Here is a 24,794-nt window from a genome sequence, read left to right as displayed (position 1 = left end):
TGCAGACGTATATCTGAGATATTCAGGCTGTGGCAAGGCAGTTAACGCCACGACAGATTGAATAGCGACAGATAGAAAAGATTTGTTCGTTGGAGCCTGGCCTAATCCAGGCCTCCGTCGAAGACCGCAGGTGTTTCGTAAGAAACTTAATGCCCTGCGTAGACGGTGACAGAACGCTAAGATTATTTCTGATACTCTGGCTTGTTTCTGCTCACCGTATTTAGACGCTCTCTCCGTTGGGGGGAGTGAAGTGAGTTCCGGAACATGAGTTCCGGCAAACATCCAGGAGCAAAGCTAATGGCTTTAAATCTTCAAGACAAACAAGCGATTGTTGCTGAAGTCAGCGAAGTAGCCAAAGGCGCGCTGTCTGCAGTAGTTGCGGATTCCCGTGGCGTAACTGTAGATAAAATGACTGAACTGCGTAAAGCAGGTCGTGAAGCTGGCGTATACATGCGTGTTGTTCGTAACACCCTGCTGCGCCGCGTCGTTGAAGGTACTCAGTTCGAGTGCCTGAAAGACACGTTTGTTGGTCCGACCCTGATTGCATACTCTATGGAACACCCGGGCGCTGCTGCTCGTCTGTTCAAAGAGTTCGCGAAAGCGAATGCAAAATTTGAGGTCAAAGCCGCAGCCTTTGAAGGTGAGTTGATTATGGCATCGAATATCGATCGCCTGGCAACTCTGCCGACCTACGAAGAAGCAATTGCACGCCTGATGGCAACCATGAAAGAAGCTTCGGCTGGCAAACTGGTTCGTACTCTGGCTGCTGTACGCGATGCGAAAGAAGCTGCTTAATCGCAGTTATCTTTGTAAAGCATCTGCTTACGTATAAACTTATTCTGATTTTCAGGAACAATTTAAATGTCTATCACTAAAGATCAAATCATTGAAGCAGTATCCGCTATGTCCGTAATGGACGTTGTAGAACTGATTTCTGCAATGGAAGAAAAATTCGGTGTTTCTGCTGCTGCTGCTGTAGCTGTAGCTGCTGGCCCGGCTGAAGCTGCTGAAGAAAAAACTGAATTCGACGTAATTCTGAAAGCTGCAGGCGCTAACAAAGTTGCTGTTATCAAAGCAGTACGTGGCGCAACTGGCCTGGGTCTGAAAGAAGCTAAAGACCTGGTAGAATCTGCACCGGCTGCGCTGAAAGAAGGCGTGAGCAAAGACGACGCAGAAGCACTGAAAAAATCTCTGGAAGAAGCTGGCGCTGAAGTTGAAGTTAAATAAGCCAACTTTTCTGGTTGCAGCCTAAGAAATTAGGCTGATGGCTGGTGACTTTTTAGTCACCAGCCTTTTTGCGCTGTAAGGCGCCAGTAGCATTTCACACTGTTTGACTACTGCTGTGCCTTTCAATGCTTGTTTCTATCGACGTCTTAATATACTGCGACAGAACGTCAGTTCTGTGTAAATCGCAATGAAATGGTTTAAGCGTGATAGCAACAGGCATTGCGGAAAGTATTCGATTTTCCGGTCAACAAAATAGTGTTGCACAAACTGTCCCTTCGTCGGACAGATGGGTCGACTTGTCAGCGAGCTGAGGAACCCTAATGGTTTACTCCTATACCGAGAAAAAACGTATTCGTAAGGATTTTGGTAAACGTCCGCAAGTGTTGGACATACCTTATCTCCTTTCTATCCAGCTTGACTCGTTTCAGAAGTTCATCGAGCAAGATCCTGAAGGGCAGTATGGTCTGGAAGCAGCTTTCCGTTCCGTTTTCCCGATTCAGAGCTACAGCGGTAATTCCGAGCTGCAATACGTCAGCTACCGCCTTGGCGAACCGGTGTTTGACGTTCAGGAATGTCAGATCCGTGGCGTGACCTATTCCGCACCGCTGCGCGTAAAACTGCGCCTGGTGATCTACGAGCGCGAAGCGCCGGAAGGCACCGTAAAAGACATTAAAGAACAAGAAGTCTACATGGGCGAAATTCCGCTCATGACAGACAACGGTACCTTTGTTATCAACGGTACCGAACGTGTTATCGTTTCTCAGCTGCACCGTAGTCCTGGCGTCTTCTTTGACTCCGACAAAGGTAAAACCCACTCTTCGGGTAAAGTGCTGTATAACGCGCGTATCATCCCTTACCGTGGTTCCTGGCTGGACTTCGAATTCGATCCGAAGGACAACCTGTTCGTACGTATTGACCGTCGCCGTAAACTGCCTGCGACCATTATTCTGCGTGCACTGAACTACACCACTGAGCAGATCCTTGACCTGTTCTTTGAGAAAGTTGTTTTCGAAATTCGTGACAACAAGCTGCAGATGGAACTGGTGCCGGAACGCCTGCGTGGTGAAACCGCCTCCTTTGACATCGAAGCTAACGGCAAAGTCTACGTCGAAAAAGGCCGTCGCATCACTGCGCGCCACATTCGCCAGCTGGAAAAAGACGATATCAAACATATCGAAGTTCCGGTTGAATACATTGCTGGTAAAGTTGCGGCTAAAGACTACGTTGACGAATCTACTGGCGAGCTGATCTGCGCAGCTAACATGGAGCTGAGTCTGGATCTGCTGGCTAAGCTGAGCCAGTCTGGCCACAAGCGTATCGAAACGCTGTTCACCAACGATCTGGACCACGGTCCGTACATTTCTGAAACTGTACGTGTCGACCCAACCAACGATCGTCTGAGCGCGCTGGTAGAAATCTACCGCATGATGCGCCCTGGTGAGCCGCCGACGCGTGAAGCTGCTGAAAGCCTGTTCGAGAACCTGTTCTTCTCCGAAGACCGCTATGACCTGTCTGCGGTTGGTCGTATGAAGTTCAACCGTTCTCTGCTGCGCGACGAAATCGAAGGTTCCGGTATCCTGAGCAAAGATGACATCATCGAAGTGATGAAGAAGCTCATCGATATCCGTAACGGTAAAGGCGAAGTCGATGATATCGACCACCTCGGTAACCGTCGTATCCGTTCCGTAGGCGAAATGGCGGAAAACCAGTTCCGCGTTGGCCTGGTACGTGTTGAGCGTGCGGTGAAAGAGCGTCTGTCTCTAGGCGATCTGGATACCCTGATGCCTCAGGATATGATCAACGCTAAGCCAATTTCTGCAGCAGTGAAAGAGTTCTTTGGTTCCAGCCAGCTGTCTCAGTTTATGGACCAGAACAACCCGCTGTCTGAGATTACGCACAAACGTCGTATCTCTGCACTCGGCCCAGGCGGTTTGACCCGTGAACGCGCAGGCTTCGAAGTTCGAGACGTACACCCGACTCACTACGGTCGCGTATGTCCAATCGAAACGCCTGAAGGTCCGAACATCGGTCTGATCAACTCCTTGTCTGTGTACGCACAGACTAACGAATACGGCTTCCTCGAGACTCCGTACCGTAAAGTGACCGACGGTGTTGTAACTGACGAAATTCATTACCTGTCTGCTATCGAAGAAGGCAACTACGTTATCGCTCAGGCGAACTCCAACCTGGATGACGAAGGCCACTTTGTAGAAGATCTGGTTACCTGCCGTAGCAAAGGCGAATCCAGCTTGTTCAGCCGTGACCAGGTTGACTACATGGACGTATCCACCCAGCAGGTGGTATCCGTCGGTGCGTCCCTGATCCCGTTCCTGGAACACGATGACGCCAACCGTGCATTGATGGGTGCGAACATGCAACGTCAGGCGGTTCCGACTCTGCGCGCTGATAAGCCGCTGGTTGGTACCGGTATGGAACGTGCTGTTGCCGTCGACTCCGGTGTTACCGCGGTTGCTAAACGTGGCGGTACTGTCCAGTACGTGGATGCTTCCCGTATCGTTATCAAAGTTAACGAAGACGAGATGTACCCGGGCGAAGCAGGTATCGACATTTATAACCTGACCAAATACACCCGTTCTAACCAGAACACCTGTATCAACCAGATGCCTTGCGTATCTCTGGGCGAGCCGGTTGAACGTGGTGATGTGCTGGCAGACGGTCCGTCCACCGACCTCGGTGAACTGGCGCTCGGTCAGAACATGCGCGTGGCATTCATGCCATGGAATGGTTACAACTTCGAAGACTCCATCCTCGTATCTGAGCGTGTTGTCCAGGAAGACCGTTTCACCACCATCCACATTCAGGAACTGGCATGTGTGTCCCGTGACACCAAGCTGGGGCCGGAAGAGATCACCGCTGACATCCCGAACGTGGGTGAAGCTGCGCTCTCCAAACTGGATGAATCCGGTATCGTTTATATCGGCGCGGAAGTAACCGGTGGCGACATTCTGGTTGGTAAGGTAACGCCGAAAGGTGAAACCCAGCTGACGCCAGAAGAGAAGCTGCTGCGTGCGATCTTCGGTGAGAAAGCGTCTGACGTTAAAGACTCTTCTCTGCGCGTGCCAAACGGTGTTTCCGGTACGATTATCGACGTTCAGGTCTTTACTCGCGATGGCGTAGAAAAAGACAAACGTGCGCTGGAAATCGAAGAGATGCAGCTGAAGCAGGCGAAAAAAGACCTGTCTGAAGAACTGCAGATCCTCGAAGCTGGCCTGTTCAGCCGTATCTACGCTGTGCTGGTTTCCGGTGGTGTTGAAGCTGAAAAACTCGACAAACTGCCGCGCGATCGCTGGTTAGAACTCGGCCTGACCGACGAAGAGAAACAAAATCAGCTGGAACAACTGGCTGAGCAGTACGACGAACTGAAACACGAGTTCGAGAAAAAACTCGAAGCGAAACGCCGTAAAATCACTCAGGGCGACGATCTGGCACCGGGCGTGCTGAAGATTGTTAAGGTTTATCTGGCGGTTAAACGTCGGATCCAGCCTGGTGATAAGATGGCAGGTCGTCACGGTAACAAGGGTGTAATCTCTAAGATCAACCCGATCGAAGATATGCCACACGATGCTAACGGTACGCCGGTAGATATCGTGCTGAACCCGCTGGGCGTACCATCGCGTATGAACATCGGTCAGATCCTTGAAACCCACCTGGGTATGGCTGCGAAAGGTATCGGCGATAAGATCAACGCCATGCTGAAACAGCAGCAGGAAGTCGCGAAACTGCGCGAATTCATCCAGCGTGCTTACGATCTGGGTTCAGATGTTCGTCAGAAAGTTGACCTGAATACCTTCAGCGATGAAGAAGTTCTGCGTCTGGCTGAAAACCTGAAAAAAGGTATGCCGATTGCAACGCCGGTGTTCGACGGTGCGAAAGAGTCTGAAATCAAGGAACTGTTACAGCTGGGTGGCCTGCCGACTTCCGGTCAGATCACACTGTTCGACGGTCGTACCGGTGAGCAGTTCGAGCGCCAGGTTACCGTTGGCTACATGTACATGCTGAAACTGAACCACCTGGTTGATGACAAGATGCATGCGCGTTCTACCGGTTCTTACAGCCTGGTTACTCAGCAGCCGCTGGGTGGTAAGGCTCAGTTCGGTGGTCAGCGCTTCGGGGAGATGGAAGTGTGGGCGCTTGAAGCATACGGCGCGGCATACACCCTGCAGGAAATGCTCACCGTTAAGTCTGATGACGTGAACGGTCGTACTAAGATGTATAAAAACATCGTGGACGGCAACCATCAGATGGAACCAGGCATGCCGGAATCCTTCAACGTACTGTTGAAAGAGATTCGTTCGCTGGGTATCAACATCGAGCTGGAAGACGAGTAACTCTCGATCAAACAGGTCACTGGTGCTGGCGTAACAGCCAGCGCCAGATTGTGCTAACTCCGACGGGAGCAAATCCGTGAAAGATTTATTAAAGTTTCTGAAAGCGCAGACTAAAACCGAAGAGTTTGATGCGATCAAAATTGCTCTGGCCTCGCCAGACATGATCCGTTCATGGTCTTTCGGTGAAGTTAAGAAGCCGGAAACCATCAACTACCGTACGTTCAAACCTGAACGTGACGGCCTTTTCTGCGCCCGTATCTTTGGGCCGGTAAAAGACTATGAGTGCCTGTGCGGTAAGTACAAGCGCCTGAAACACCGTGGAGTGATCTGTGAGAAGTGCGGCGTTGAAGTGACCCAGACTAAAGTACGCCGTGAGCGTATGGGCCACATCGAGCTGGCGTCTCCGACCGCTCACATCTGGTTCCTGAAATCTCTGCCGTCCCGTATCGGTCTGCTGCTCGATATGCCGCTGCGCGATATCGAACGCGTACTGTACTTCGAATCTTATGTGGTTATCGAAGGCGGTATGACTAACCTGGAACGTCAACAGATCCTGACTGAAGAGCAGTATCTGGACGCGCTGGAAGAGTTCGGTGACGAATTCGACGCGAAGATGGGTGCGGAAGCAATCCAGGCCCTGCTGAAGAGCATGGATCTGGAGCAAGAGTGCGAAACTCTGCGCGAAGAGCTGAACGAAACCAACTCCGAAACCAAGCGTAAGAAGCTGACCAAACGTATCAAACTGCTGGAAGCATTCGTACAGTCTGGCAACAAGCCAGAGTGGATGATCCTGACCGTTCTGCCGGTTCTGCCGCCAGATCTGCGTCCGCTGGTTCCGCTGGATGGTGGTCGTTTCGCAACATCAGATCTGAACGATCTGTACCGTCGCGTGATCAACCGTAACAACCGTCTGAAACGTCTGCTGGATCTGGCTGCGCCGGACATTATCGTACGTAACGAAAAACGTATGCTGCAGGAAGCGGTTGACGCCCTGCTGGATAACGGTCGTCGTGGTCGTGCGATCACCGGTTCTAACAAACGTCCTCTGAAATCTTTGGCCGATATGATCAAAGGTAAACAGGGTCGTTTCCGTCAGAACCTGCTCGGTAAGCGTGTTGACTACTCCGGTCGTTCTGTAATCACCGTAGGTCCATACCTGCGTCTGCATCAGTGCGGTCTGCCGAAGAAAATGGCACTGGAACTGTTCAAACCGTTCATTTACGGCAAGCTGGAACTGCGTGGCCTGGCCACCACCATCAAAGCCGCTAAGAAAATGGTTGAGCGTGAAGAAGCTGTCGTTTGGGATATCCTGGACGAAGTTATCCGCGAACACCCGGTACTGCTGAACCGTGCACCAACCCTGCACCGTCTGGGTATCCAGGCATTTGAACCGGTACTGATCGAAGGTAAAGCTATCCAGCTGCACCCGCTGGTTTGTGCGGCATATAACGCCGACTTCGATGGTGACCAGATGGCTGTTCACGTACCGCTGACGCTGGAAGCCCAGCTCGAAGCGCGTGCGCTGATGATGTCTACCAACAACATCCTGTCTCCGGCGAACGGCGAACCTATCATCGTTCCGTCTCAGGACGTTGTATTGGGTCTGTACTACATGACCCGTGACTGTGTTAACGCCAAAGGCGAAGGCATGGTGCTGACTGGCCCGAAAGAAGCTGAGCGTATCTATCGCGCAGGTCTGGCCTCTCTGCATGCGCGCGTTAAAGTGCGTATCACTGAATACGAAAAAGATGAAAACGGCGAATTCGTTGCGCACACCAGCCTGAAAGACACGACCGTTGGTCGCGCCATTCTGTGGATGATCGTACCGAAAGGTCTGCCTTTCTCCATCGTCAACCAGGCGTTGGGCAAGAAAGCAATCTCCAAAATGCTGAACACCTGTTACCGCATTCTGGGCCTGAAACCGACCGTTATCTTCGCTGACCAGACAATGTACACCGGCTTTGCTTATGCAGCGCGTTCAGGTGCATCTGTTGGTATTGATGACATGGTCATCCCAGAGAAGAAACACGAGATCATCTCTGAAGCGGAAGCTGAAGTTGCTGAGATCCAGGAGCAGTTCCAGTCTGGTCTGGTAACCGCGGGCGAACGCTATAACAAAGTTATCGATATCTGGGCTGCGGCGAACGATCGTGTATCCAAAGCGATGATGGATAACCTGCAAACCGAAACCGTGATTAACCGTGACGGCGTAGAAGAGCAGCAGGTTTCCTTCAACAGCATCTACATGATGGCCGACTCCGGTGCGCGTGGTTCTGCAGCACAGATTCGTCAGCTGGCCGGTATGCGTGGTCTGATGGCTAAGCCAGATGGCTCCATCATCGAAACGCCAATCACCGCGAACTTCCGTGAAGGTCTGAACGTACTCCAGTACTTCATCTCTACTCACGGTGCTCGTAAAGGTCTGGCGGATACCGCACTGAAAACAGCGAACTCCGGTTATCTGACCCGTCGTCTGGTTGACGTCGCGCAGGACTTGGTTGTTACTGAAGACGATTGCGGCACGCTGGAAGGCATCACCATGACCCCGGTTATCGAGGGTGGTGATGTTAAAGAACCGCTGCGCGATCGCGTTCTGGGTCGTGTGACTGCTGAAGACGTTCTGAAGCCGGGTACGGCGGATATTCTAGTTCCACGCAACACGCTGCTGCACGAACAGTGGTGTGACCTGCTGGAAGAGAACTCCGTTGACTCCGTCAAAGTCCGTTCCGTTGTATCCTGTGACACCGACTTTGGTGTATGTGCGCACTGCTATGGTCGTGACCTGGCGCGTGGCCACATCATCAATAAAGGTGAAGCAATCGGCGTTATCGCGGCACAGTCCATCGGTGAACCGGGTACACAGCTGACGATGCGTACGTTCCACATCGGTGGTGCGGCATCTCGTGCGGCTGCTGAATCCAGCATCCAGGTGAAAAACAAAGGTAGCATCCGTCTGAGCAATGCGAAGTCGGTTGTTAACTCCAGCGGTAAACTGGTTATCACCTCACGTAACACCGAACTGAAACTGATCGACGAATTCGGCCGTACCAAAGAAAGCTATAAAGTGCCTTACGGCTCCGTTATGGCGAAGGGTGATGGCGAACAGGTTGCTGGCGGCGAAACCGTAGCGAACTGGGATCCGCACACCATGCCGGTTATCACCGAAGTGAGTGGTTTCGTCCGCTTCACTGACATGATCGACGGCCAGACCATTACTCGTCAGACCGACGAGCTGACCGGTCTGTCTTCTCTGGTGGTTCTGGATTCTGCAGAACGTACTGCGGGTGGTAAAGACCTGCGTCCGGCACTGAAAATTGTTGATGCTCAGGGCAACGACGTTCTGATCCCAGGCACCGATATGCCTGCTCAGTACTTCCTGCCGGGTAAAGCGATTGTTCAGCTGGAAGATGGCGTACAGATCAGTTCTGGTGACACCCTGGCGCGTGTTCCGCAGGAATCCGGCGGTACCAAGGATATTACCGGTGGTCTGCCGCGCGTTGCGGACCTGTTCGAAGCACGTCGTCCGAAAGAGCCGGCAATCCTGGCTGAAATCAGCGGCATCATTTCCTTCGGTAAAGAAACCAAAGGTAAACGTCGTCTGGTTATCACCCCGGTAGACGGTAGCGAGCCGTACGAAGAGATGATTCCGAAATGGCGTCAGCTCAACGTGTTCGAAGGTGAACGTGTAGAACGTGGTGACGTTGTTTCCGACGGTCCGGAAGCGCCGCACGACATCCTGCGTCTGCGTGGTGTGCATGCTGTAACTCGTTATATCGTTAACGAAGTTCAGGACGTATACCGTCTGCAGGGCGTTAAGATTAACGATAAGCACATCGAAGTTATCGTTCGTCAGATGCTGCGTAAAGCCACCATCGAAAGCGCTGGTAGCTCCGACTTCCTGGAAGGCGAGCAGGTTGAATACTCCCGCGTCAAGATTGCTAACCGCGATCTGGAAGCGAACGGCAAAGTGGGTGCAACATTCTCCCGCGATCTGCTGGGTATCACCAAAGCGTCTCTGGCAACCGAGTCCTTCATCTCTGCAGCATCGTTCCAGGAAACCACGCGTGTCCTGACCGAAGCCGCTGTTGCAGGTAAACGTGATGAACTGCGCGGTCTGAAAGAGAACGTTATCGTGGGTCGTCTGATCCCGGCGGGTACCGGTTATGCGTACCACCAGGATCGTATGCGCCGCCGCGCAGCGGGCGAACTGCCAGCTGCTCCGCAGGTGACTGCTGAAGATGCGTCTGCCAGCCTGGCAGAACTGCTGAACGCAGGCCTGGGCGGTTCTGACAACGATTAATCGTTGCTGACACTAATAAAAAACCCGCTTCGGCGGGTTTTTTTATGTCGATGGATTTAAGATGTATTATGTTGGCCGGATAAGGCATCAGCTGCCATCCGGCATGATGACGCCAGGCTTATGAGGCCTACGGCTTACGCCATCCGATCAGTTTACTGGTGGCAAGCGTCGATACAGTTCAATCATATCGCCTGCCAGATCCTGAATCACCATGGCATTCATCAGGTGGTCCTGGGAATGGACGGTGATGAGATTAACCGGTAGTTTGCCGGTACCTTCGTCAATTCCGATCAGCTGGGTCTGGATTTTATGTGCTTGTTTAACATACTCGCGTGATTCTATCATCGCGTGTTCTGCCCCGGCGAAATCACCTTTACGCGCCAGTTGCAACGCCGTCAGGGCTTGACTGCGCGCAGCTCCGGCGTTTACCAATAATTCCATGATGATCGTTTCTAACTCTTCCATGCCATCACTCCAGTAGTTTCAGCGCTTTGTCCAGTACCGCATCGCCTTTCATCATGCCGTAATCCATCATATCGATAACGGCGACTTTTTTTCCTAGCGGGTCGGCGAGCGCCTGCAGCTTGGCCTGTTCATACTTAACCTGTGGGCCGAGCAATACGATATCCGCAGTGGCGATATTCTCTTCAAACTCAGCCACCGGGACCGCTTTGATAGTGACGTCGACTCCTTTTTTCTGGGCGGCATCTTTCATCTTTTGCACCAGCATGCTGGTGGACATTCCGGCGGCACAGCATAAAACGATGTTTTTCATAAGCAGTCTCGATCAACATGTGTGGGTTGATAATTATCGCGAGCCAGCCGCAGCAACAACTGCTTTGCAACGATTGTGTGCAAAGCATCACAAAGAAAGTCACTTTTTCTGAAACCGGTTACAAAAAGAGGCTCAACCCTACGATCTGGCCCTGAGTTGGCGATTGTTGACCCATTTATCATATGCAGGAATATATAATCACTGTTAATAAAGACATGTTATAAAAAACAGTATTGACAGCGTTTTTTAAACCCGTATGTTAATACTTAACAGCGGAGAAATTGTAGTTTGCTGTTAACGTAGTAAGTGTTAGTAGAGCTTGATTGGGGGTTGCGATAAAGGCCACGAAGTATTTTTGTATGGGATAGTCGATGCTGAAAACGCTATTTATTCACCTCGACAATGCTTTCAGGCCACGTAGTTGATATATCTAATCGCAAATAGTTAGTAAAACGCGACGATGTAACGCCATGATTTAATAGTAAATGTTTGCGGTTTCTGTTTTCTGGTTATCGCAAGGGAAATAAGGCAACGCATCAAAGAGTATATGTCGCGAGGGGAAGTGTACTTGTTTAGGTCACCAGCCTTGAGTTTTATTATCAAGTGGGTGGAATGTGTTTAACGGTAAATAGAGGACGGTTTTAGTTAGTATCAATATCCAATATTATCTGTAGTAAACGTGTACATTTTAAAGTAGTACCATCAGCAGTATTAAATCGTTAAGTTTATTAATGTTAAATTTGAAGTGTGTAGTAACTTAAAGCCCTGACTGCAATGGTCAGGGCTTTTGTTCATTTTAGATCAAGTTGTTACCTGAAATGCTCAACCGCGATGGTGTAACATTTCGGCGCTGAGCGATTATTAAATAAATTAATGCTTGCTTATTGATTAGAAGTAAGTCTACTATAGCAACATCGGTTTGATACACAGACCTTATGAAAGCAGTTTTAGTAAAGCAGTTCTCAGTTCAAGCGTTATCCTCAGATACTCTTCTTCATGAGCCTCCTCCCTAAGTGCCCCATAAGTTAATTTCTGCAAAACAGGCCATCTTCGCTGCTTAAGCGGCTCAAAAATATGAAAGGAAGTATCTATGTCTAACAAAATGACTGGTTTAGTAAAATGGTTTAACTCTGAGAAAGGCTTCGGCTTTATCACTCCTCAGGACGGTAGCAAGGACGTGTTTGTGCATTTCTCTGCTATCCAGAGTAACGATTTTAAAACATTAGACGAAGGTCAAAAAGTGGAGTTCTCTGTGGAGAATGGCGCTAAAGGCCCGTCTGCTGTTAACGTTGTCGCGCTGTAATCGCCGATAATTTCACTAATGCTTACGATAGCGATGAAGGCCAGAGCCTGAGCAGTTAAGTGACAGTGAAGAAAAAACCCGCGAAAGCGGGTTTTTTCGTTTTATGCGATTGCTCCGGACTTACGGTATCTGCGAAGCGCGTCCCAGATAGCTGTCCCAGTCCTTCCACACGGGCTGTAACCCCTGCGCCATTAGTGCTTCAGCAACGGCTTCTGGGCGACGGGCGTCGTGTGGGGAGAACTGTTCCAGTTCAGGATGGTTATCGGCATAACCGCCGGGCTGTGTTTTTGAGAAGGCGCTGACGTTGTTGATCGCCAGCGGGATCACATGATCACGGAACCATGGCGATTCGCGGGTGGAGAGCGACAGCTCAATTTCTGGCGCCAGTAAACGAAACGCGCAAATGGTTTGGACCAACTGTCGCTCGTCCATGATCGATGCGGGTTCAACGCCACCGGTGCATGGGCGCAGGCGAGGGAAGGAGATGGAGTAGCGGCTCTGCCAGTAATGCTGCTGCATCCACAGCAGATGTTCAGCTACCATATAGCAATCGACCCGCCAGCTGTCGGACAAACCAATCAACGCGCCAAGACCGATTTTGTCGATCCCTGCGCGGCCCAGCCTGTCCGGCGTTTCCAGTCGCCAGAAGAAATCCTGCTTTTTCCCCTTCAGATGGTGGCGAGCGTAAATCGCCTCATGATAGCTCTCCTGATACACCATCACGCCATCCAGTCCCAGCATCTTCAGCTCCGCATATTCAGCCTCTGACAGCGGCTGAACTTCCATCTGCAACGAGGCAAACTGGCGGCGAATGGTGGGCAAATGGCGACGAAAGTAATCCATTCCGACTTTTGTCTGATGTTCACCGGTGACCAACAACAGATGCTCAAAACCCAGCTCACGGATAGCGGTACACTCTCGTTTTATCTCATCTTCGTCCAGCGTTTTGCGTTTGATACGGTTGCTCATGGAAAAGCCGCAGTAGGTGCAGTCGTTGGCGCAAAGATTCGAGAGATACAGCGGCACATAAAAGCTGACCGTGTTGCCGAAGCGCTGCCGGGTCAGGCGCTGCGCTCGCTGTGCCAACGGCTCCAGAAAGTCGGCGGCGGCAGGGGAGAGCAACGCCATCAGATCGTCGCGACTAAGCTGTGAAGCGTTGAGGGCGTGCTCCACGTCAGCGGCGGTTTTACCGTTGATACGCAGGCGGATGTCATCCCAGTCAAGCTGGCGCCAGCGGTCGCTGAACGTTTTCATACGAAGGCCTCCAGGAATCCGGTTAACGGGCTGGTGGCGCTTGCCTGCGAACTTTTGCTTCCTGGTACCGCCTGGCGCGCCAGAAGGCCCGCTTCAACCGCCAGACGGAAGGCGGTAGCCATCGTGACCGGGCAGTCGGCCACGGCGATTGCCGTGTTGACCAGCACTGCGTCGGCACCCATTTCCAGCGCCTGTGTGGCGTGGCTGGGGACGCCAATACCCGCATCAACCACCACCGGTACGGTTGCCTGTTGGATAATAATCTCCAGCATCGCTTTCGTTTCCAGTCCCTGATTAGAACCGATGGGCGCGCCGAGCGGCATTACCGCCGCGCAGCCGACCTCTTCCAGCCGCTTACACAGCACCGGATCCGCGCCGCAGTAGGGCAGCACCACAAAGCCCAGTTTCACCAATGCTTCCGCGGCTTTTAACGTTTCAATCGGATCCGGCAATAGCCAGCGGGCGTCCGGGTGGATTTCTAATTTTAGCCAGTTTGTGCCCAGCGCTTCACGTGCCAGCTGGGCGGCGAAAATAGCCTCTTCCGCGGTTTTCGCCCCAGAGGTGTTAGGCAGTAGCGTCACCCCCGCGTCGATAAGTGGGGCCAGAATGGCATCGTTGTGCTGGCGCAAATCCACGCGCTTCATCGCCAGCGTCACCAACTGGCTGCCGGAGGCGCGAATCGCCTCGACCATCAGCTGCGACGAAGCAAATTTTCCGGTGCCGGTGAACAGATGTGAATCAAACGTTTTGTCGGCAATACGTAACATATCAACCCCCTGCAATAACCTGAAAAAGCAGGATCTGGTCGCCTTCCTGCACGATTTGCTGCTCCCACTGCTCGCGCGGCAGGATCTGCTGATTGAGCGCCAGCGCCGCTCCCGGTTTAAGTTGATTTAGCGCAGTGAGCAGCCCGCTGACGGTTTGTCCCTCGGCGCACTGCATCGGCTCATCATTGAACTGAATCTGCATGTTGTCCTCCGCAGACCGGGCAGCCGCTGGCACGACGCAGCGCGAGGCTGCGCCACTGGCTGGTTTTACCGTCGAACAGGCGTAGCTCTCCATTGGGAGTTTCAATGCCGCTGAGTAATTTAATCGCCTCCAGCGCCTGCAAGGTGCCCATCACGCCCACAACCGGGCCGACGATGCCGGCGGTGCGGCAGTTGCGTTCCGGCTCTACATCATCCGGCCACAGGCAACGGTAACAGCCTTGTTCCCACGGTGGCGTCAGTACCATTAGCTGGCCGCCAAAGCCCACAGCGCTGGCGGTGATGAGCGGAGTGTTGAGCATCACGCAGGCGGCGTTAATTTCCTGGCGCGTCGCCATGTTGTCGGTACAGTCGAGCACCACGTCGGCACGCGCTACCGCATGCCGGAGCGCCTCACCGGTCAGCCGCTGCTCAAGGACGACCAGCTCGCTGTCCGGATTAAGGCATGCCAGATGTCGCTTTGCCGCCTGTGCTTTCGGGCGGGCGATATCATCGGTGGTGAACAATATTTGCCGTTGCAGGTTGCTCAGATGAACGTCATCATCGTCCGCCAACGTCAGCGTGCCGACGCCCGCTCCCGCCAGATACAGTGCCGCAGGCGAGCCGAGCCCACCTAAACCGACGATCAGCACATGGCTATCGAGCAGCTTTTGTTGGCCCTCAATGGCAATGTCGGCGAGCAGGATCTGGCGGCTGTAGCGCATAAAATCGCGGTCATTCATCGCCGGCTCCCGCAATGTCCAGTAGCTGCGCCGTGGCTGCCTGCCAGTCTGCGGCGTGGGTTATGGCGCTGACCACGGCAATACTGCCAACGCCGGTCGCCAGCACCGCTGGGGCGCGCTCAAGGCTGATGCCGCCGATAGCGACAGTGGGGTAATCCGCCAGTCGTTTACTATGGCTTGCCAGCTGCGTGAGACCCTGCGGGGCCGACGGCATCTGCTTGGTTTGCGTCGGGAAGACATGACCCAGCGCGATATAAGAAGGCTTAGCAGCCAGCGCTACGTCTATCTCCATATCATCGTGAGTGGAAACACCCAGGCGTAGCCCCGCCGCCTGAATCGCCTTCAGGTCGGTGGTTTCGAGGTCTTCCTGGCCCAAATGCACGCCGTACGCGTTGTGCTTAATTGCCAGACTCCAGTAATCGTTGATAAACAGGCGAGCGTCATAGCGACGCCCCAACTCTATGGCGGCAATGACGTCGGCTTCGACCTCTTCATCACGTTTATCTTTAATGCGCAGTTGGATCGTGCGCACACCTGCCTGCAGCAAGCGTTCAATCCATTCAACGCTGTCTACCACCGGGTAAAGCCCGAGGCGGAACGGCACGGTCGGGAAATCAGGCTGGTACATCACGCCTCCTCTTTTTTGAGGTAGATTTCGCCGCCTTTGGCGCGGAAGTTCTCCGACATATCCGCCATTCCGATTTCAATGGTTTGTGCGGCGGCGTAGTCGCGGACCTCCTGGCTGATTTTCATCGAGCAGAACTTCGGCCCGCACATGGAGCAGAAGTGGGCAACCTTGCCGGACTCCTGGGGCAGGGTTTCATCGTGATAGGCGCGGGCGGTGAATGGGTCGAGTGCGAGGTTAAACTGGTCTTCCCAGCGGAATTCGAAGCGCGCTTTCGACATGGCGTTATCGCGGATCTGCGCACCCGGATGGCCTTTGGCTAAATCAGCGGCGTGGGCGGCAATCTTGTAGGTAATCAGCCCTTGCTTCACGTCTTCTTTGTTCGGCAGGCCAAGGTGCTCTTTTGGCGTGACGTAGCACAGCATCGCACAGCCAAACCAACCGATCATCGCCGCACCAATGCCGGAGGTGAAGTGGTCATAGCCCGGCGCGATATCTGTCGTCAACGGCCCTAAGGTGTAGAACGGCGCTTCATGGCAGTGCTCCAGCTCTTCGGTCATATTGCGCTGGATCATATGCATCGGCACATGACCCGGGCCTTCAATCATCACCTGCACGTCGTATTCCCAGGCGATTTTGGTCAGTTCGCCCAGCGTATGCAGCTCGGAGAACTGCGCCTCGTCGTTGGCATCCTGAATCGAGCCTGGACGCAGGCCGTCGCCGAGAGAGAGCGAAACGTCATAGGCGGCACAGATTTCGCAAATCTCGCGGAAATGTTCAAACAGGAAGTTCTCTTTGTGATGAGAGAGACACCATTTCGCCATGATCGAACCGCCGCGCGAGACAATACCTGTCAGGCGTTTGGCGGTCATCGGCACGTAGCGCAGCAGTACGCCCGCGTGAATGGTGAAGTAGTCGACGCCCTGTTCGGCTTGTTCGAGCAGCGTGTCGCGGAAGGCTTCCCAGGTGAGATCTTCGGCGATCCCGTTAACCTTCTCCAGCGCCTGGTAGATCGGTACGGTACCGATCGGCACCGGGCTGTTACGCAGGATCCACTCGCGGGTTTCGTGAATATAGCGGCCGGTAGAGAGGTCCATCACCGTATCTGCGCCCCAGCGGGTCGACCACACCAGCTTCTCCACCTCTTCTTCAATGGAGGAGGTCACCGCCGAGTTACCGATGTTGGCGTTCACCTTCACCAGGAAGTTGCGGCCGATGATCATCGGCTCGGATTCCGGGTGGTTGATGTTGGCAGGAATAATCGCGCGGCCCGCAGCGACTTCATCACGCACGAATTCCGGGGTGATGTTTTCCGGCAGGCGAGCGCCAAAGTTCATCCCTGGATGCTGATGGCGCAGCACTTCACTACGAATGCGCTCGCGGCCCATGTTTTCACGGATGGCGATAAATTCCATCTCCGGGGTAACCATCCCCTGACGGGCATAGTGCAACTGGGTAACGCGCTTGCCGGCTTTGGCGCGTTTTGGCGTCAGCAGGCCGCTGAAACGCAGCTCGTCCAGGCCATCGTCGGCCAGACGTTCTTTGGTATAAGCGGAGCTACGGTCGTCTAATTCTTCGCTATCATTACGCGCCGCAATCCACGGCTGGCGCAGTTTCGCCAGACCCTGCTGAACGTTAATCGCCACATCAGGATCGCCGTACGGCCCGGAGGTGTCGTACACCGGCACGGCTTCGTTCTCTTCAAACTGCGGGTTGTCTTTCGTACCACCAATCAGCGTAGGACTTAGCTGGATTTCGCGCATCGGGATGCGAATATCCGCCTGCGAACCGGTGATGTAGATACGTTTTGAGTTAGGAAAGGCGGTACCTTCCAGCGTGTCGATAAAGTGTTGGGCTTGGGCGCGCTGTTCGCGGCGTGATGGTTTAGTAGTGGCAGACATAGCTCATTCCAAATAAAAGTAAGGATATGGCTTGTCAGACGACGGATGAAGCAAGAGAGACGAACGCCAAAGGGCGATACGGTTGTAGATTGACTCTTGTTCCCTTCGCAGGTTTTAACCTGATCAGGTTCCGCGGATCCCGAATTAACGGTCTCAGCCTTTTCCACTCATGCTGCTGTGGAAAATAAGCACTCCGACAAGAAGTAACCTCAAAAAGAGGTAATGAATGTAAATTACGCGTTAATGTCGCAAATCTCAAGCAGGACGTTTGATCATGCCACTCTCGTGCATCGCATCAAAAACCAGCATGATCAGCTTATCTTCCAGCACGAACCGGGCTTCCAGCGCCTCGCCGATATCCGATAAGGCCTGTTGAAATTCAAGGAAGTTATCGTGATCAATGGCGGTCTCCAGACTGGAATCATAGTAGTCCATGATCAGTTGCGTATTGGCTTCCAGGAGCGGCCAAATTTTTGTGGCTTTTAAAAGCTGCCCGTTCCCTTCCAATTTATGGAGAATACGTTCATAAATACTGAAGTGTCCGGTGGAAAGGTAATCGACCAGGCTCTGGCAAAAATCATCCAGCGCCTTTTCATTGAGCCGCATGTACGATTCTTTGCCAGGCTTAATGCCAACCAGATTGTAGTAAGCCACGAGCAGGTGCTTACGTACATGTAGCCAGCGATCAACCAGTTTGTTACTTCCTCCGACGTGCTCCGTCAGGCTTTCCAGCTGGTTTAGCATGATTGACTCCGCAAGATGGTGTTTAGGAACGGCTCACCCGTAAATGTAAAAATAATGTAAACAACATGCCTGTGAAGCAAAGGTTGCGCAAGAGATATGGATCGTATAATTGAAAAATTAGATAGCGGCTGGTGGATTGTCAGTCATGAGCAAAAGTTATGGTTGCCTCATGGCGAACTGCCTTACGGCGACGCAGCAAGTTTTGATCTAACCGGGCAGCGCGCACTTCCTATAGGCGAATGGGAAGGGGAGACGGTCTGGCTGGTGCAGCAGCAGCGTCGGCACGATATGGGGTCTGTGCGCCAGGTCATTGACCAGGATGTTGGCCTGTTTCAACTGGCCGGACGCGGCGTACAACTGGCCGAGTTCTACCGCTCACATAAATTCTGCGGTTACTGCGGTCATCCCATGCACCCGAGTAAAACGGAATGGGCGATGCTGTGTAGCCACTGTCGAGAACGCTACTACCCGCAAATTGCCCCCTGCATTATCGTTGCTATTCGCCGTGACGACGCTATCCTGCTTGCCCAACATGTTCGCCATCGTAACGGCGTGCATACCGTGCTGGCGGGTTTTGTCGAAGTGGGCGAGACCCTCGAGCAGGCGGTGGCGCGCGAAGTCATGGAAGAGAGCGGCATTAAGGTAAAAAACCTGCGCTACGTCACTTCTCAGCCGTGGCCGTTCCCACAGTCTTTGATGACCGCATTTATGGCGGAGTATGATAGCGGCGAAATTGTTATTGACCCGAAAGAACTGCTGGAAGCGAACTGGTATCGCTACGACGATTTACCGCTCCTGCCCCCGCCGGGCACCGTCGCGCGTCGATTGATTGAAGATACTGTCGCCCTCTGTCGGGCAGAGTATGAGTGACACACATGTTACACTGGCGTGAAATAGCTCAAGGAATGGAAAAATGACCGAACTGAAGAACGATCGTTATCTGCGTGCGCTGCTGCGCCAGCCCGTTGATGTCACTCCGGTATGGATGATGCGCCAGGCGGGCCGCTATCTACCGGAATATAAAGCCACGCGTGCCGAAGCGGGCGATTTTATGGCGCTGTGCAAAAATGCCGAGCTGGCCTGCGAAGTTACGCTGCAGCCGCTGCGTCGCTATAAGCTTGATGCGGCGATCCTCTTTTCGGATATCCTGACGATTCCCGATGCGATGGGACTTGGGCTGTATTTTGAAGCCGGAGAGGGCCCACGCTTTACCTCACCGATCGCCAGCAAGGCTGACGTCGACAAACTGCCGATCCCGGACCCGGAAGATGAGCTGGGGTATGTGATGAATGCGGTGCGCACTATCCGCCGTGAACTGAAAGGCGAAGTGCCGCTGATCGGCTTCTCCGGTAGCCCGTGGACACTGGCGACCTATATGGTCGAAGGCGGCAGTAGTAAGGCCTTCACCGTGATTAAAAAGATGATGTACGCCGATCCAAAGGCGCTGCATCTGCTGCTTGATAAGCTGGCGAAGAGCGTCACTCTGTACCTGAACGCGCAGATCAAAGCGGGCGCGCAGTCGGTAATGATTTTCGACACCTGGGGCGGTGTGCTGACCGGTCGCGACTATCAGCAGTTCTCCCTGTATTACATGCACAAAATCGTCGACGGCCTGATGCGCGAGAACGAAGGTCGTCGCGTACCGGTGACGCTGTTCACTAAAGGCGGTGGTCAGTGGCTGGAAGCGATGGCGGAAACCGGCTGTGATGCGTTAGGTCTGGACTGGACCACTGACATTGCCGATGCGCGTCGTCGTGTAGGTCATAAAGTGGCACTGCAGGGCAATATGGATCCGTCCATGCTGTATGCGCCGCCAGCCCGCATCGAAGAAGAGGTGGCGACGATTCTGGCCGGTTTTGGTCAGGGTGAAGGCCATGTCTTTAACCTGGGCCACGGCATTCATCAGGATGTCCCGCCAGAGCATGCGGGTGTCTTTGTGGAGGCGGTACATCGGTTGTCTGAACAGTACCACCGCTAAGGAGTCATTATGGATCTTGCGTCATTACGCGCGCAGCAGCTTGAACTGGCCTCTTCAGTGATCCGCGAGGATCGCCTGAGGAACGATCCACCGGATCTGATCGGCGGGGCGGACGTTGGGTTCGAGCAGGGGGGCGAAGTGACGCGAGCCGCGATGGTCTTACTGAAGTACCCCTCGCTGGAACTGGTTGAATACACGGTGGCGCGAATCGCCACCACCATGCCCTACATTCCTGGCTTTCTCTCCTTTCGCGAAACACCCGCGCTGATGGCCGCCTGGCAGCAGCTTTCGCACAAGCCTGATCTGCTGTTCGTTGACGGTCACGGGATCTCTCACCCTCGCCGTCTGGGCGTGGCCAGCCATTTTGGCCTGCTGGTGGATGTCCCGACGATTGGCGTGGCGAAAAAACGGTTGTGCGGCAAGTTTGAGCCGCTCGCCGCCGAACCTGGAGCGTTAGCGCCGTTGTTGGATAAAGGCGAACAGCTGGCATGGGTTTGGCGCAGCAAAGCACGCTGTAACCCGCTGTTTATCTCTACGGGTCATCGCGTGAACCAGGACAGCGCGTTAGCGTGGGTACAACGCTGTATGAACGGCTATCGTCTGCCCGAACCAACACGCTGGGCAGATGCGGTGGCATCCGAACGCCCTGCTTTTACGCGGCTTGCAGCAAAAACGCCCCATATCGGGTAAACTGCCGCTAATTTCCGTATTTGAGAACTCATCATGTTACAAAATCCGATTCACCTGCGTCTGGAGAAGCTGGAAAGCTGGCAGCACGTCACGTTTATGGCCTGTCTGTGCGAACGCATGTACCCCAACTACGCCATGTTCTGTAAGCAAACCGAATTTGGCGATGGACAAATTTACCGCCGAATTCTGGATTTGATTTGGGAAGCGTTGACGGTTAAAGACGCGAAAATCAATTTCGATAGCCAGTTGGAAAAATTTGAAGAGGCTATTCCTTCAGCAGACGATTACGATTTGTACGGCGTTTATCCGGCGATTGATGCCTGTGTGGCATTAAGCGAACTGATGCATTCGCGTCTTAGCGGTGAAACGCTGGAACATGCAATTGAGGTTAGTAAGGCTTCGATTACGACGGTTGCGATGCTGGAAATGACCCAGGCTGGTCGTGAAATGACCGATGAAGAGCTCAAAGAGAACCCGGCCGTTGAGCAAGAATGGGATATTCAGTGGGAAATTTTCCGACTTTTAGCCGACTGTGAAGAACGCGATATTGAGCTGATAAAAGGGCTTCGTGCAGACCTGCGCGAGGCTGGCGAGAGCAATATTGGTATAAATTTTCAGCAATGACACCATAAAACGTGATTTAACGCCTGATTTGTCGTGCCTGAAGGCTTCCCATCCGCCCCCGGTCTGGTCTACATTTGGGGGGCGAAAAAAAGTGGCTATCGGTGCGTGTATGCAGGAGAGTGCTTTTCTGGCATTTCCGTCGCACTCGATGCTTAGCAAGCGATAAACACATTGTAAGGATAACTTATGAACAAGACTCAACTGATTGATGTAATTGCAGACAAAGCAGAACTGTCTAAAACACAGGCTAAAGCTGCTCTGGAATCCACTCTGGCTGCTATTACTGAGTCTCTGAAAGAAGGCGATGCTGTACAACTGGTTGGTTTCGGTACCTTCAAAGTGAACCACCGTGCTGAGCGCACTGGCCGCAACCCGCAGACCGGTAAAGAAATCAAAATTGCCGCAGCTAACGTACCGGCATTTGTTTCTGGTAAAGCACTGAAAGACGCGGTTAAGTAATTCGCGTGGCAGTGAACAGTTTTATCGAAGGGGCGGTTTCGCCCCTTTTGTCTATCTGGCGTCATTCGCTTTGGCTTTCAGGTGTGCTGTTACTGTCTGCCTGTAGTCGCCACTCTGAGCTTCCTCCATTCACGGCCAGCGGCTATGTTGGCGATCAGGGGGCGGTACGCATTTGGCGTAAAGATTCCAGCGACGATGTTCACTTGCTCTCGGTATTTAGTCCGTGGCGTAAAGGCGATACCACCACCAGTGAATACCGCTGGCAGGGTGATTCGCTCTCGCTGATAGAACTCAACACTTACAGTCAACCACCGGAACATGTCCGTATACGCTTCGATGACCGGGGCGAACTGAGTTTCATGCAGCGTGAAGTCGATGGGCAAAAGCAGCAGCTTTCCAGCGATCAAATTGCGCTTTACCGCTATCGTGCCGATCAAATCCGCCAGACCAGCGATGCGTTGCGTCAGGGACGGGTGATATTGCGTCAGGGACGCTGGCATGCGAATAACACAGTCACGACCTGTGAAGGTGAAACACTGAAGCCCGATCTGGAATCGTGGGCGATAAACCACATTGAGCGCCGCCAGAGCCATTCATCTGTAGAAGTGAGTGTGGCATGGCTGGAAGCGCCCGAAGGGTCGCAGCTACTGCTGGTTGCTAATGAAGATTTTTGTCACTGGCAGCCTACTGCCAAAACCTTCTGAAAACCTGATGCCAGGACATCGGGCCAGATAAGGTGAGGCCGCCATCCGGCAAAAACCGTTTACCAGTGGCCCATTCCCATATGGCCACCGCGATGGTTACCGCCACCGCCGCACCCGCCGTAGCCCATTCCCGCTCCGCGAGGTACGCCTGCCTGGGCCATTGCGACATCGCGTTTAACGCGCTGCTCATCCAGTGACTGATTCAACGCCTCCATCTCTTTTGCCACGGCATTAATTTTTGCTGTGTCTGGCGAGCTGGCTGTTAGCAACGCGTTGTACTCATAACGTTTAGAGGTCAGCTGTTGGCGCAAGGCGTTGGTCTGCGAGTAGTAATCATCATAGATTTTCTGCGCGGTAGCCTGCTGCTCAGTGGTCATTGGCGTACCGCCTCGTTGCTGCATTCCATCACCATATCCCCAGTGATTCTGCGCCAGCGCCGGGGTAGAGCCCAACGCGATAAGAGAGAGTGCAATCAGCGCCAGTTTGTTGTTCCGTTTCATGGGTCGTTCTCCTGTTGGTTAGATTACATTTCCTATTGCATCTTCCGTGCCAAAGCGGCAATCCCGGTCCCGCGGGCGTTGTAGTCGTGGCCTTTACAGGGCGACGAGTAAAAATGACTCGCCAGAACGCGCCGGCGGGTCATTTTTACCCGCTACTTTCAGCGGTTTGTGTCTGAGGGCAGGGTTATCACGGAGAAAAAATGGCATGATTTCTGCTGTATACCTGCAACGATGAAAGGAACAGGTGGGATAAAGGGAGAGCGTATGCGTCTTTATAAGGACACGGCGGCCAAGTGGTTGAGCCGACTCTTGCTGGCGGCAATCCTGATTTTGGTCGGTTGGTTTTCGATTATGACCATTCGGGACTATGGGCGGGAAAGCGGCGCCGCGCGGCAAACGCTACTGGAAAAAGGCAGCGTGCTCATCCGCGCTCTGGAGTCTGGTACGCGCGTAGGTATGGGGATGCGCATGCATCATGCTCAACAGCAGACGCTGCTGGAGGAAATGGCCGTACAACCAGGCGTGCTATGGTTTGCCGTCGTTGACGATCATGGCGTCATTATTACTCACAGCAATTCCGCGATGGTCGGTAAAACGCTCTATTCACCGGATGTCCTGCGGCAACTAAGCCCCGGGGAACAAGAAAGCTGGCGGAATATTGACATGCCTACGGGGGACGGTGAAAAAACACCGGTCCTGGAAATTTATCGTCAGTTTCAGCCGATGTATGGTCCAGGACGTCATGGCATGGCGCGCTGTGCCAGCAATGACGGACAGCTTATCCCCCCCGCACAAACCATATTTATCGCTTTTGATGCCAGCGATCTGGCTGCGACTCAGGCAAGAGAGTGGCGTAACACCCTGATCGTCCTGTCTGCGCTGGCGGCCGTGCTGCTGGCCACTGTGCTGACGTTCTTCTGGTATCAACGCTATCAGCGCTCGTACAAAGAACTGCAGGATGCGATGAAGCGTAAAGAAAAACTGATGGCGCTCGGACATCTGGCGGCCGGGGTCGCGCATGAGATTCGAAACCCGCTTTCATCGATCAAGGGTTTAGCGAAGTATTTTGCTGAACGAACTCCGCCTGGTGGTGAGTCGCATGAGCTGGCGCAGGTGATGGCGAAAGAGGCGGACCGTTTAAATCGGGTGGTGAGCGAGCTGCTGGAGCTGGTGAAACCTGCGCATCTGACGCTGCAACAGGTGGATCTCAATGAGGTCATCACCCACTCATTAAACCTGGTGAGTCAGGATGCGGCAAGCCGGGAAATCCAGCTACGTTTTTCGGCCAGTTCCACGCTGCCCGCTATTCAGGCCGATCCCGACCGACTGACTCAGGTGCTGTTGAATCTGTATCTGAACGCCATTCATGCGATTGGTCGTCAGGGCACGATTACGGTTGAAGCGAGTGAAAGCAGCGGCGATCGCGTTAAAATCGTGGTTATTGATAGCGGGAAAGGGATTGCAGCGGAACAGCTGGAGGCCATTTTTACGCCTTACTTCACGACTAAAGCGGATGGAACCGGCCTTGGGCTGGCGGTAGTGCAGAACATAATTGAACAGCACGGTGGTACCATTCATGTGGCAAGTGTTGAGGGCAAAGGCGCAACCTTTACCCTCTGGCTGCCGACCAACGCGAAACAACAGGATTAACAA

The 24,794-nt window shown here is 53.3% G+C and carries 22 protein-coding genes and 1 riboswitch; of the genes, 12 read left to right on the top strand and 10 right to left on the bottom strand.

Features of this window, described 5'->3' with window-relative positions:
- Positions 1–297: 297 nt before the first annotated feature.
- From rplJ to rpoC, 4 genes are all read left to right on the top strand, one after another.
- The gene (gene rplJ, locus HV243_RS23305) at positions 298–795 is read left to right on the top strand and encodes a 50S ribosomal protein L10 (protein ID WP_053389756.1); all 498 of its coding nucleotides are present in this window, start codon (positions 298–300) and stop codon (positions 793–795) included.
- A gap of 66 nt (positions 796–861) precedes the next feature.
- Positions 862–1,227, top strand: a complete 366-nt coding sequence (gene rplL, locus HV243_RS23300; RefSeq protein ID WP_000028882.1) for a 50S ribosomal protein L7/L12 — start codon at positions 862–864, stop codon at positions 1,225–1,227.
- A 320-nt stretch (positions 1,228–1,547) separates the two neighbouring features.
- Positions 1,548–5,576 (top strand): DNA-directed RNA polymerase subunit beta, encoded by a 4,029-nt coding sequence (gene rpoB / locus HV243_RS23295; RefSeq protein ID WP_003033111.1) that lies wholly within the window; start codon positions 1,548–1,550, stop codon positions 5,574–5,576.
- Between the two features lie 76 nt (positions 5,577–5,652).
- Positions 5,653–9,876 carry a DNA-directed RNA polymerase subunit beta' gene (gene rpoC, locus HV243_RS23290; RefSeq protein ID WP_016155301.1) on the top strand — a complete coding sequence of 1,408 codons (4,224 nt, stop codon included), beginning with the start codon at positions 5,653–5,655 and terminating at the stop codon, positions 9,874–9,876.
- A gap of 147 nt (positions 9,877–10,023) precedes the next feature.
- On the opposite strand, the gene HV243_RS23285 is transcribed toward rpoC, so the two are convergent.
- Positions 10,024–10,341, bottom strand: a complete 318-nt coding sequence (locus HV243_RS23285; RefSeq protein ID WP_047415986.1) for a PTS lactose/cellobiose transporter subunit IIA — start codon at positions 10,339–10,341, stop codon at positions 10,024–10,026.
- 4 nt (positions 10,342–10,345) lie between these two features.
- Positions 10,346–10,651, bottom strand: coding sequence for a PTS sugar transporter subunit IIB (locus HV243_RS23280; protein ID WP_016155303.1), 306 nt, complete (start codon positions 10,649–10,651; stop codon positions 10,346–10,348).
- A 1,090-nt stretch (positions 10,652–11,741) separates the two neighbouring features.
- Between HV243_RS23280 and HV243_RS23275 the strand changes: the two genes are divergently transcribed.
- On the top strand, positions 11,742–11,954 hold the full coding sequence (locus HV243_RS23275) for an RNA chaperone/antiterminator CspA (protein ID WP_016155304.1): 213 nt from the start codon (positions 11,742–11,744) through the stop codon (positions 11,952–11,954).
- A 120-nt stretch (positions 11,955–12,074) separates the two neighbouring features.
- On the opposite strand, the gene thiH is transcribed toward HV243_RS23275, so the two are convergent.
- The 7 genes from thiH to HV243_RS23240 all read right to left on the bottom strand — a co-directional run bounded on the left by thiH (position 12,075) and on the right by HV243_RS23240 (position 18,186).
- Positions 12,075–13,208: a 2-iminoacetate synthase ThiH gene (gene thiH, locus HV243_RS23270; RefSeq protein ID WP_053389757.1), complete on the bottom strand. Its 1,134-nt coding sequence runs from the start codon at positions 13,206–13,208 to the stop codon at positions 12,075–12,077.
- Entirely contained in the window at positions 13,205–13,975 is a 771-nt protein-coding gene (gene thiG / locus HV243_RS23265; protein ID WP_047415991.1) for a thiazole synthase, read from the bottom strand. The genes thiH and thiG overlap by 4 nt, the downstream gene beginning before the upstream one ends.
- A 1-nt stretch (position 13,976) precedes the next feature.
- The gene (gene thiS, locus HV243_RS23260; RefSeq protein ID WP_016155307.1) at positions 13,977–14,177 is read right to left on the bottom strand and encodes a sulfur carrier protein ThiS; all 201 of its coding nucleotides are present in this window, start codon (positions 14,175–14,177) and stop codon (positions 13,977–13,979) included.
- Positions 14,158–14,916 carry a HesA/MoeB/ThiF family protein gene (locus HV243_RS23255; protein ID WP_053389758.1) on the bottom strand — a complete coding sequence of 253 codons (759 nt, stop codon included), beginning with the start codon at positions 14,914–14,916 and terminating at the stop codon, positions 14,158–14,160. Before HV243_RS23255 ends, thiS begins: the two co-directional genes overlap by 20 nt.
- Positions 14,909–15,544, bottom strand: a complete 636-nt coding sequence (gene thiE, locus HV243_RS23250; protein ID WP_016157945.1) for a thiamine phosphate synthase — start codon at positions 15,542–15,544, stop codon at positions 14,909–14,911. Before thiE ends, HV243_RS23255 begins: the two co-directional genes overlap by 8 nt.
- Positions 15,544–17,442 (bottom strand): phosphomethylpyrimidine synthase ThiC, encoded by a 1,899-nt coding sequence (gene thiC, locus HV243_RS23245; RefSeq protein WP_016155310.1) that lies wholly within the window; start codon positions 17,440–17,442, stop codon positions 15,544–15,546. The genes thiE and thiC overlap by 1 nt, the downstream gene beginning before the upstream one ends.
- A gap of 83 nt (positions 17,443–17,525) precedes the next feature.
- A riboswitch (TPP riboswitch) is annotated at positions 17,526–17,648 on the bottom strand.
- A gap of 49 nt (positions 17,649–17,697) precedes the next feature.
- Entirely contained in the window at positions 17,698–18,186 is a 489-nt protein-coding gene (locus HV243_RS23240) for an Rsd/AlgQ family anti-sigma factor (protein WP_016155311.1), read from the bottom strand.
- A 96-nt stretch (positions 18,187–18,282) separates the two neighbouring features.
- Here HV243_RS23240 and nudC point away from each other — a divergent pair, with 96 nt between their 5' ends.
- The 6 genes from nudC to HV243_RS23210 all read left to right on the top strand — a co-directional run bounded on the left by nudC (position 18,283) and on the right by HV243_RS23210 (position 22,641).
- Positions 18,283–19,056 (top strand): NAD(+) diphosphatase, encoded by a 774-nt coding sequence (gene nudC, locus HV243_RS23235; protein ID WP_016155312.1) that lies wholly within the window; start codon positions 18,283–18,285, stop codon positions 19,054–19,056.
- 43 nt (positions 19,057–19,099) lie between these two features.
- On the top strand, positions 19,100–20,164 hold the full coding sequence (gene hemE, locus HV243_RS23230; RefSeq protein ID WP_046276272.1) for a uroporphyrinogen decarboxylase: 1,065 nt from the start codon (positions 19,100–19,102) through the stop codon (positions 20,162–20,164).
- Positions 20,165–20,173: 9 nt separating this feature from the next.
- A complete protein-coding gene (nfi, locus tag HV243_RS23225; RefSeq protein ID WP_047359002.1) occupies positions 20,174–20,854 on the top strand; it encodes a deoxyribonuclease V in 681 nt (226 codons plus the stop codon).
- A 33-nt stretch (positions 20,855–20,887) separates the two neighbouring features.
- The gene (locus tag HV243_RS23220) at positions 20,888–21,478 is read left to right on the top strand and encodes a YjaG family protein (RefSeq protein ID WP_003842015.1); all 591 of its coding nucleotides are present in this window, start codon (positions 20,888–20,890) and stop codon (positions 21,476–21,478) included.
- Between the two features lie 186 nt (positions 21,479–21,664).
- A complete protein-coding gene (gene hupA / locus HV243_RS23215) occupies positions 21,665–21,937 on the top strand; it encodes a nucleoid-associated protein HU-alpha (RefSeq protein ID WP_001044509.1) in 273 nt (90 codons plus the stop codon).
- A gap of 11 nt (positions 21,938–21,948) precedes the next feature.
- On the top strand, positions 21,949–22,641 hold the full coding sequence (locus HV243_RS23210) for a DUF1481 domain-containing protein (RefSeq protein WP_016155315.1): 693 nt from the start codon (positions 21,949–21,951) through the stop codon (positions 22,639–22,641).
- Positions 22,642–22,700: 59 nt separating this feature from the next.
- Here HV243_RS23210 and zraP read toward each other — a convergent pair whose 3' ends face one another.
- On the bottom strand, positions 22,701–23,141 hold the full coding sequence (gene zraP / locus HV243_RS23205; RefSeq protein ID WP_016155316.1) for a zinc resistance sensor/chaperone ZraP: 441 nt from the start codon (positions 23,139–23,141) through the stop codon (positions 22,701–22,703).
- A 264-nt stretch (positions 23,142–23,405) separates the two neighbouring features.
- On the opposite strand from zraP, the gene zraS reads away from it, so the two are divergent.
- A complete protein-coding gene (zraS, locus tag HV243_RS23200; RefSeq protein WP_053389759.1) occupies positions 23,406–24,791 on the top strand; it encodes a two-component system sensor histidine kinase ZraS in 1,386 nt (461 codons plus the stop codon).
- The last annotated feature ends 3 nt before the right edge of the window (positions 24,792–24,794 follow it).

Source organism: Citrobacter sp. RHBSTW-00599 (assembly GCF_013784065.1).
In the GTDB taxonomy this organism is placed as follows: Bacteria; Pseudomonadota; Gammaproteobacteria; order Enterobacterales; family Enterobacteriaceae; genus Citrobacter; species Citrobacter braakii.
The sequence above is the reverse complement of the archived record's forward strand: the minus strand, read 5'-3'. Positions and strand labels throughout refer to the sequence as shown.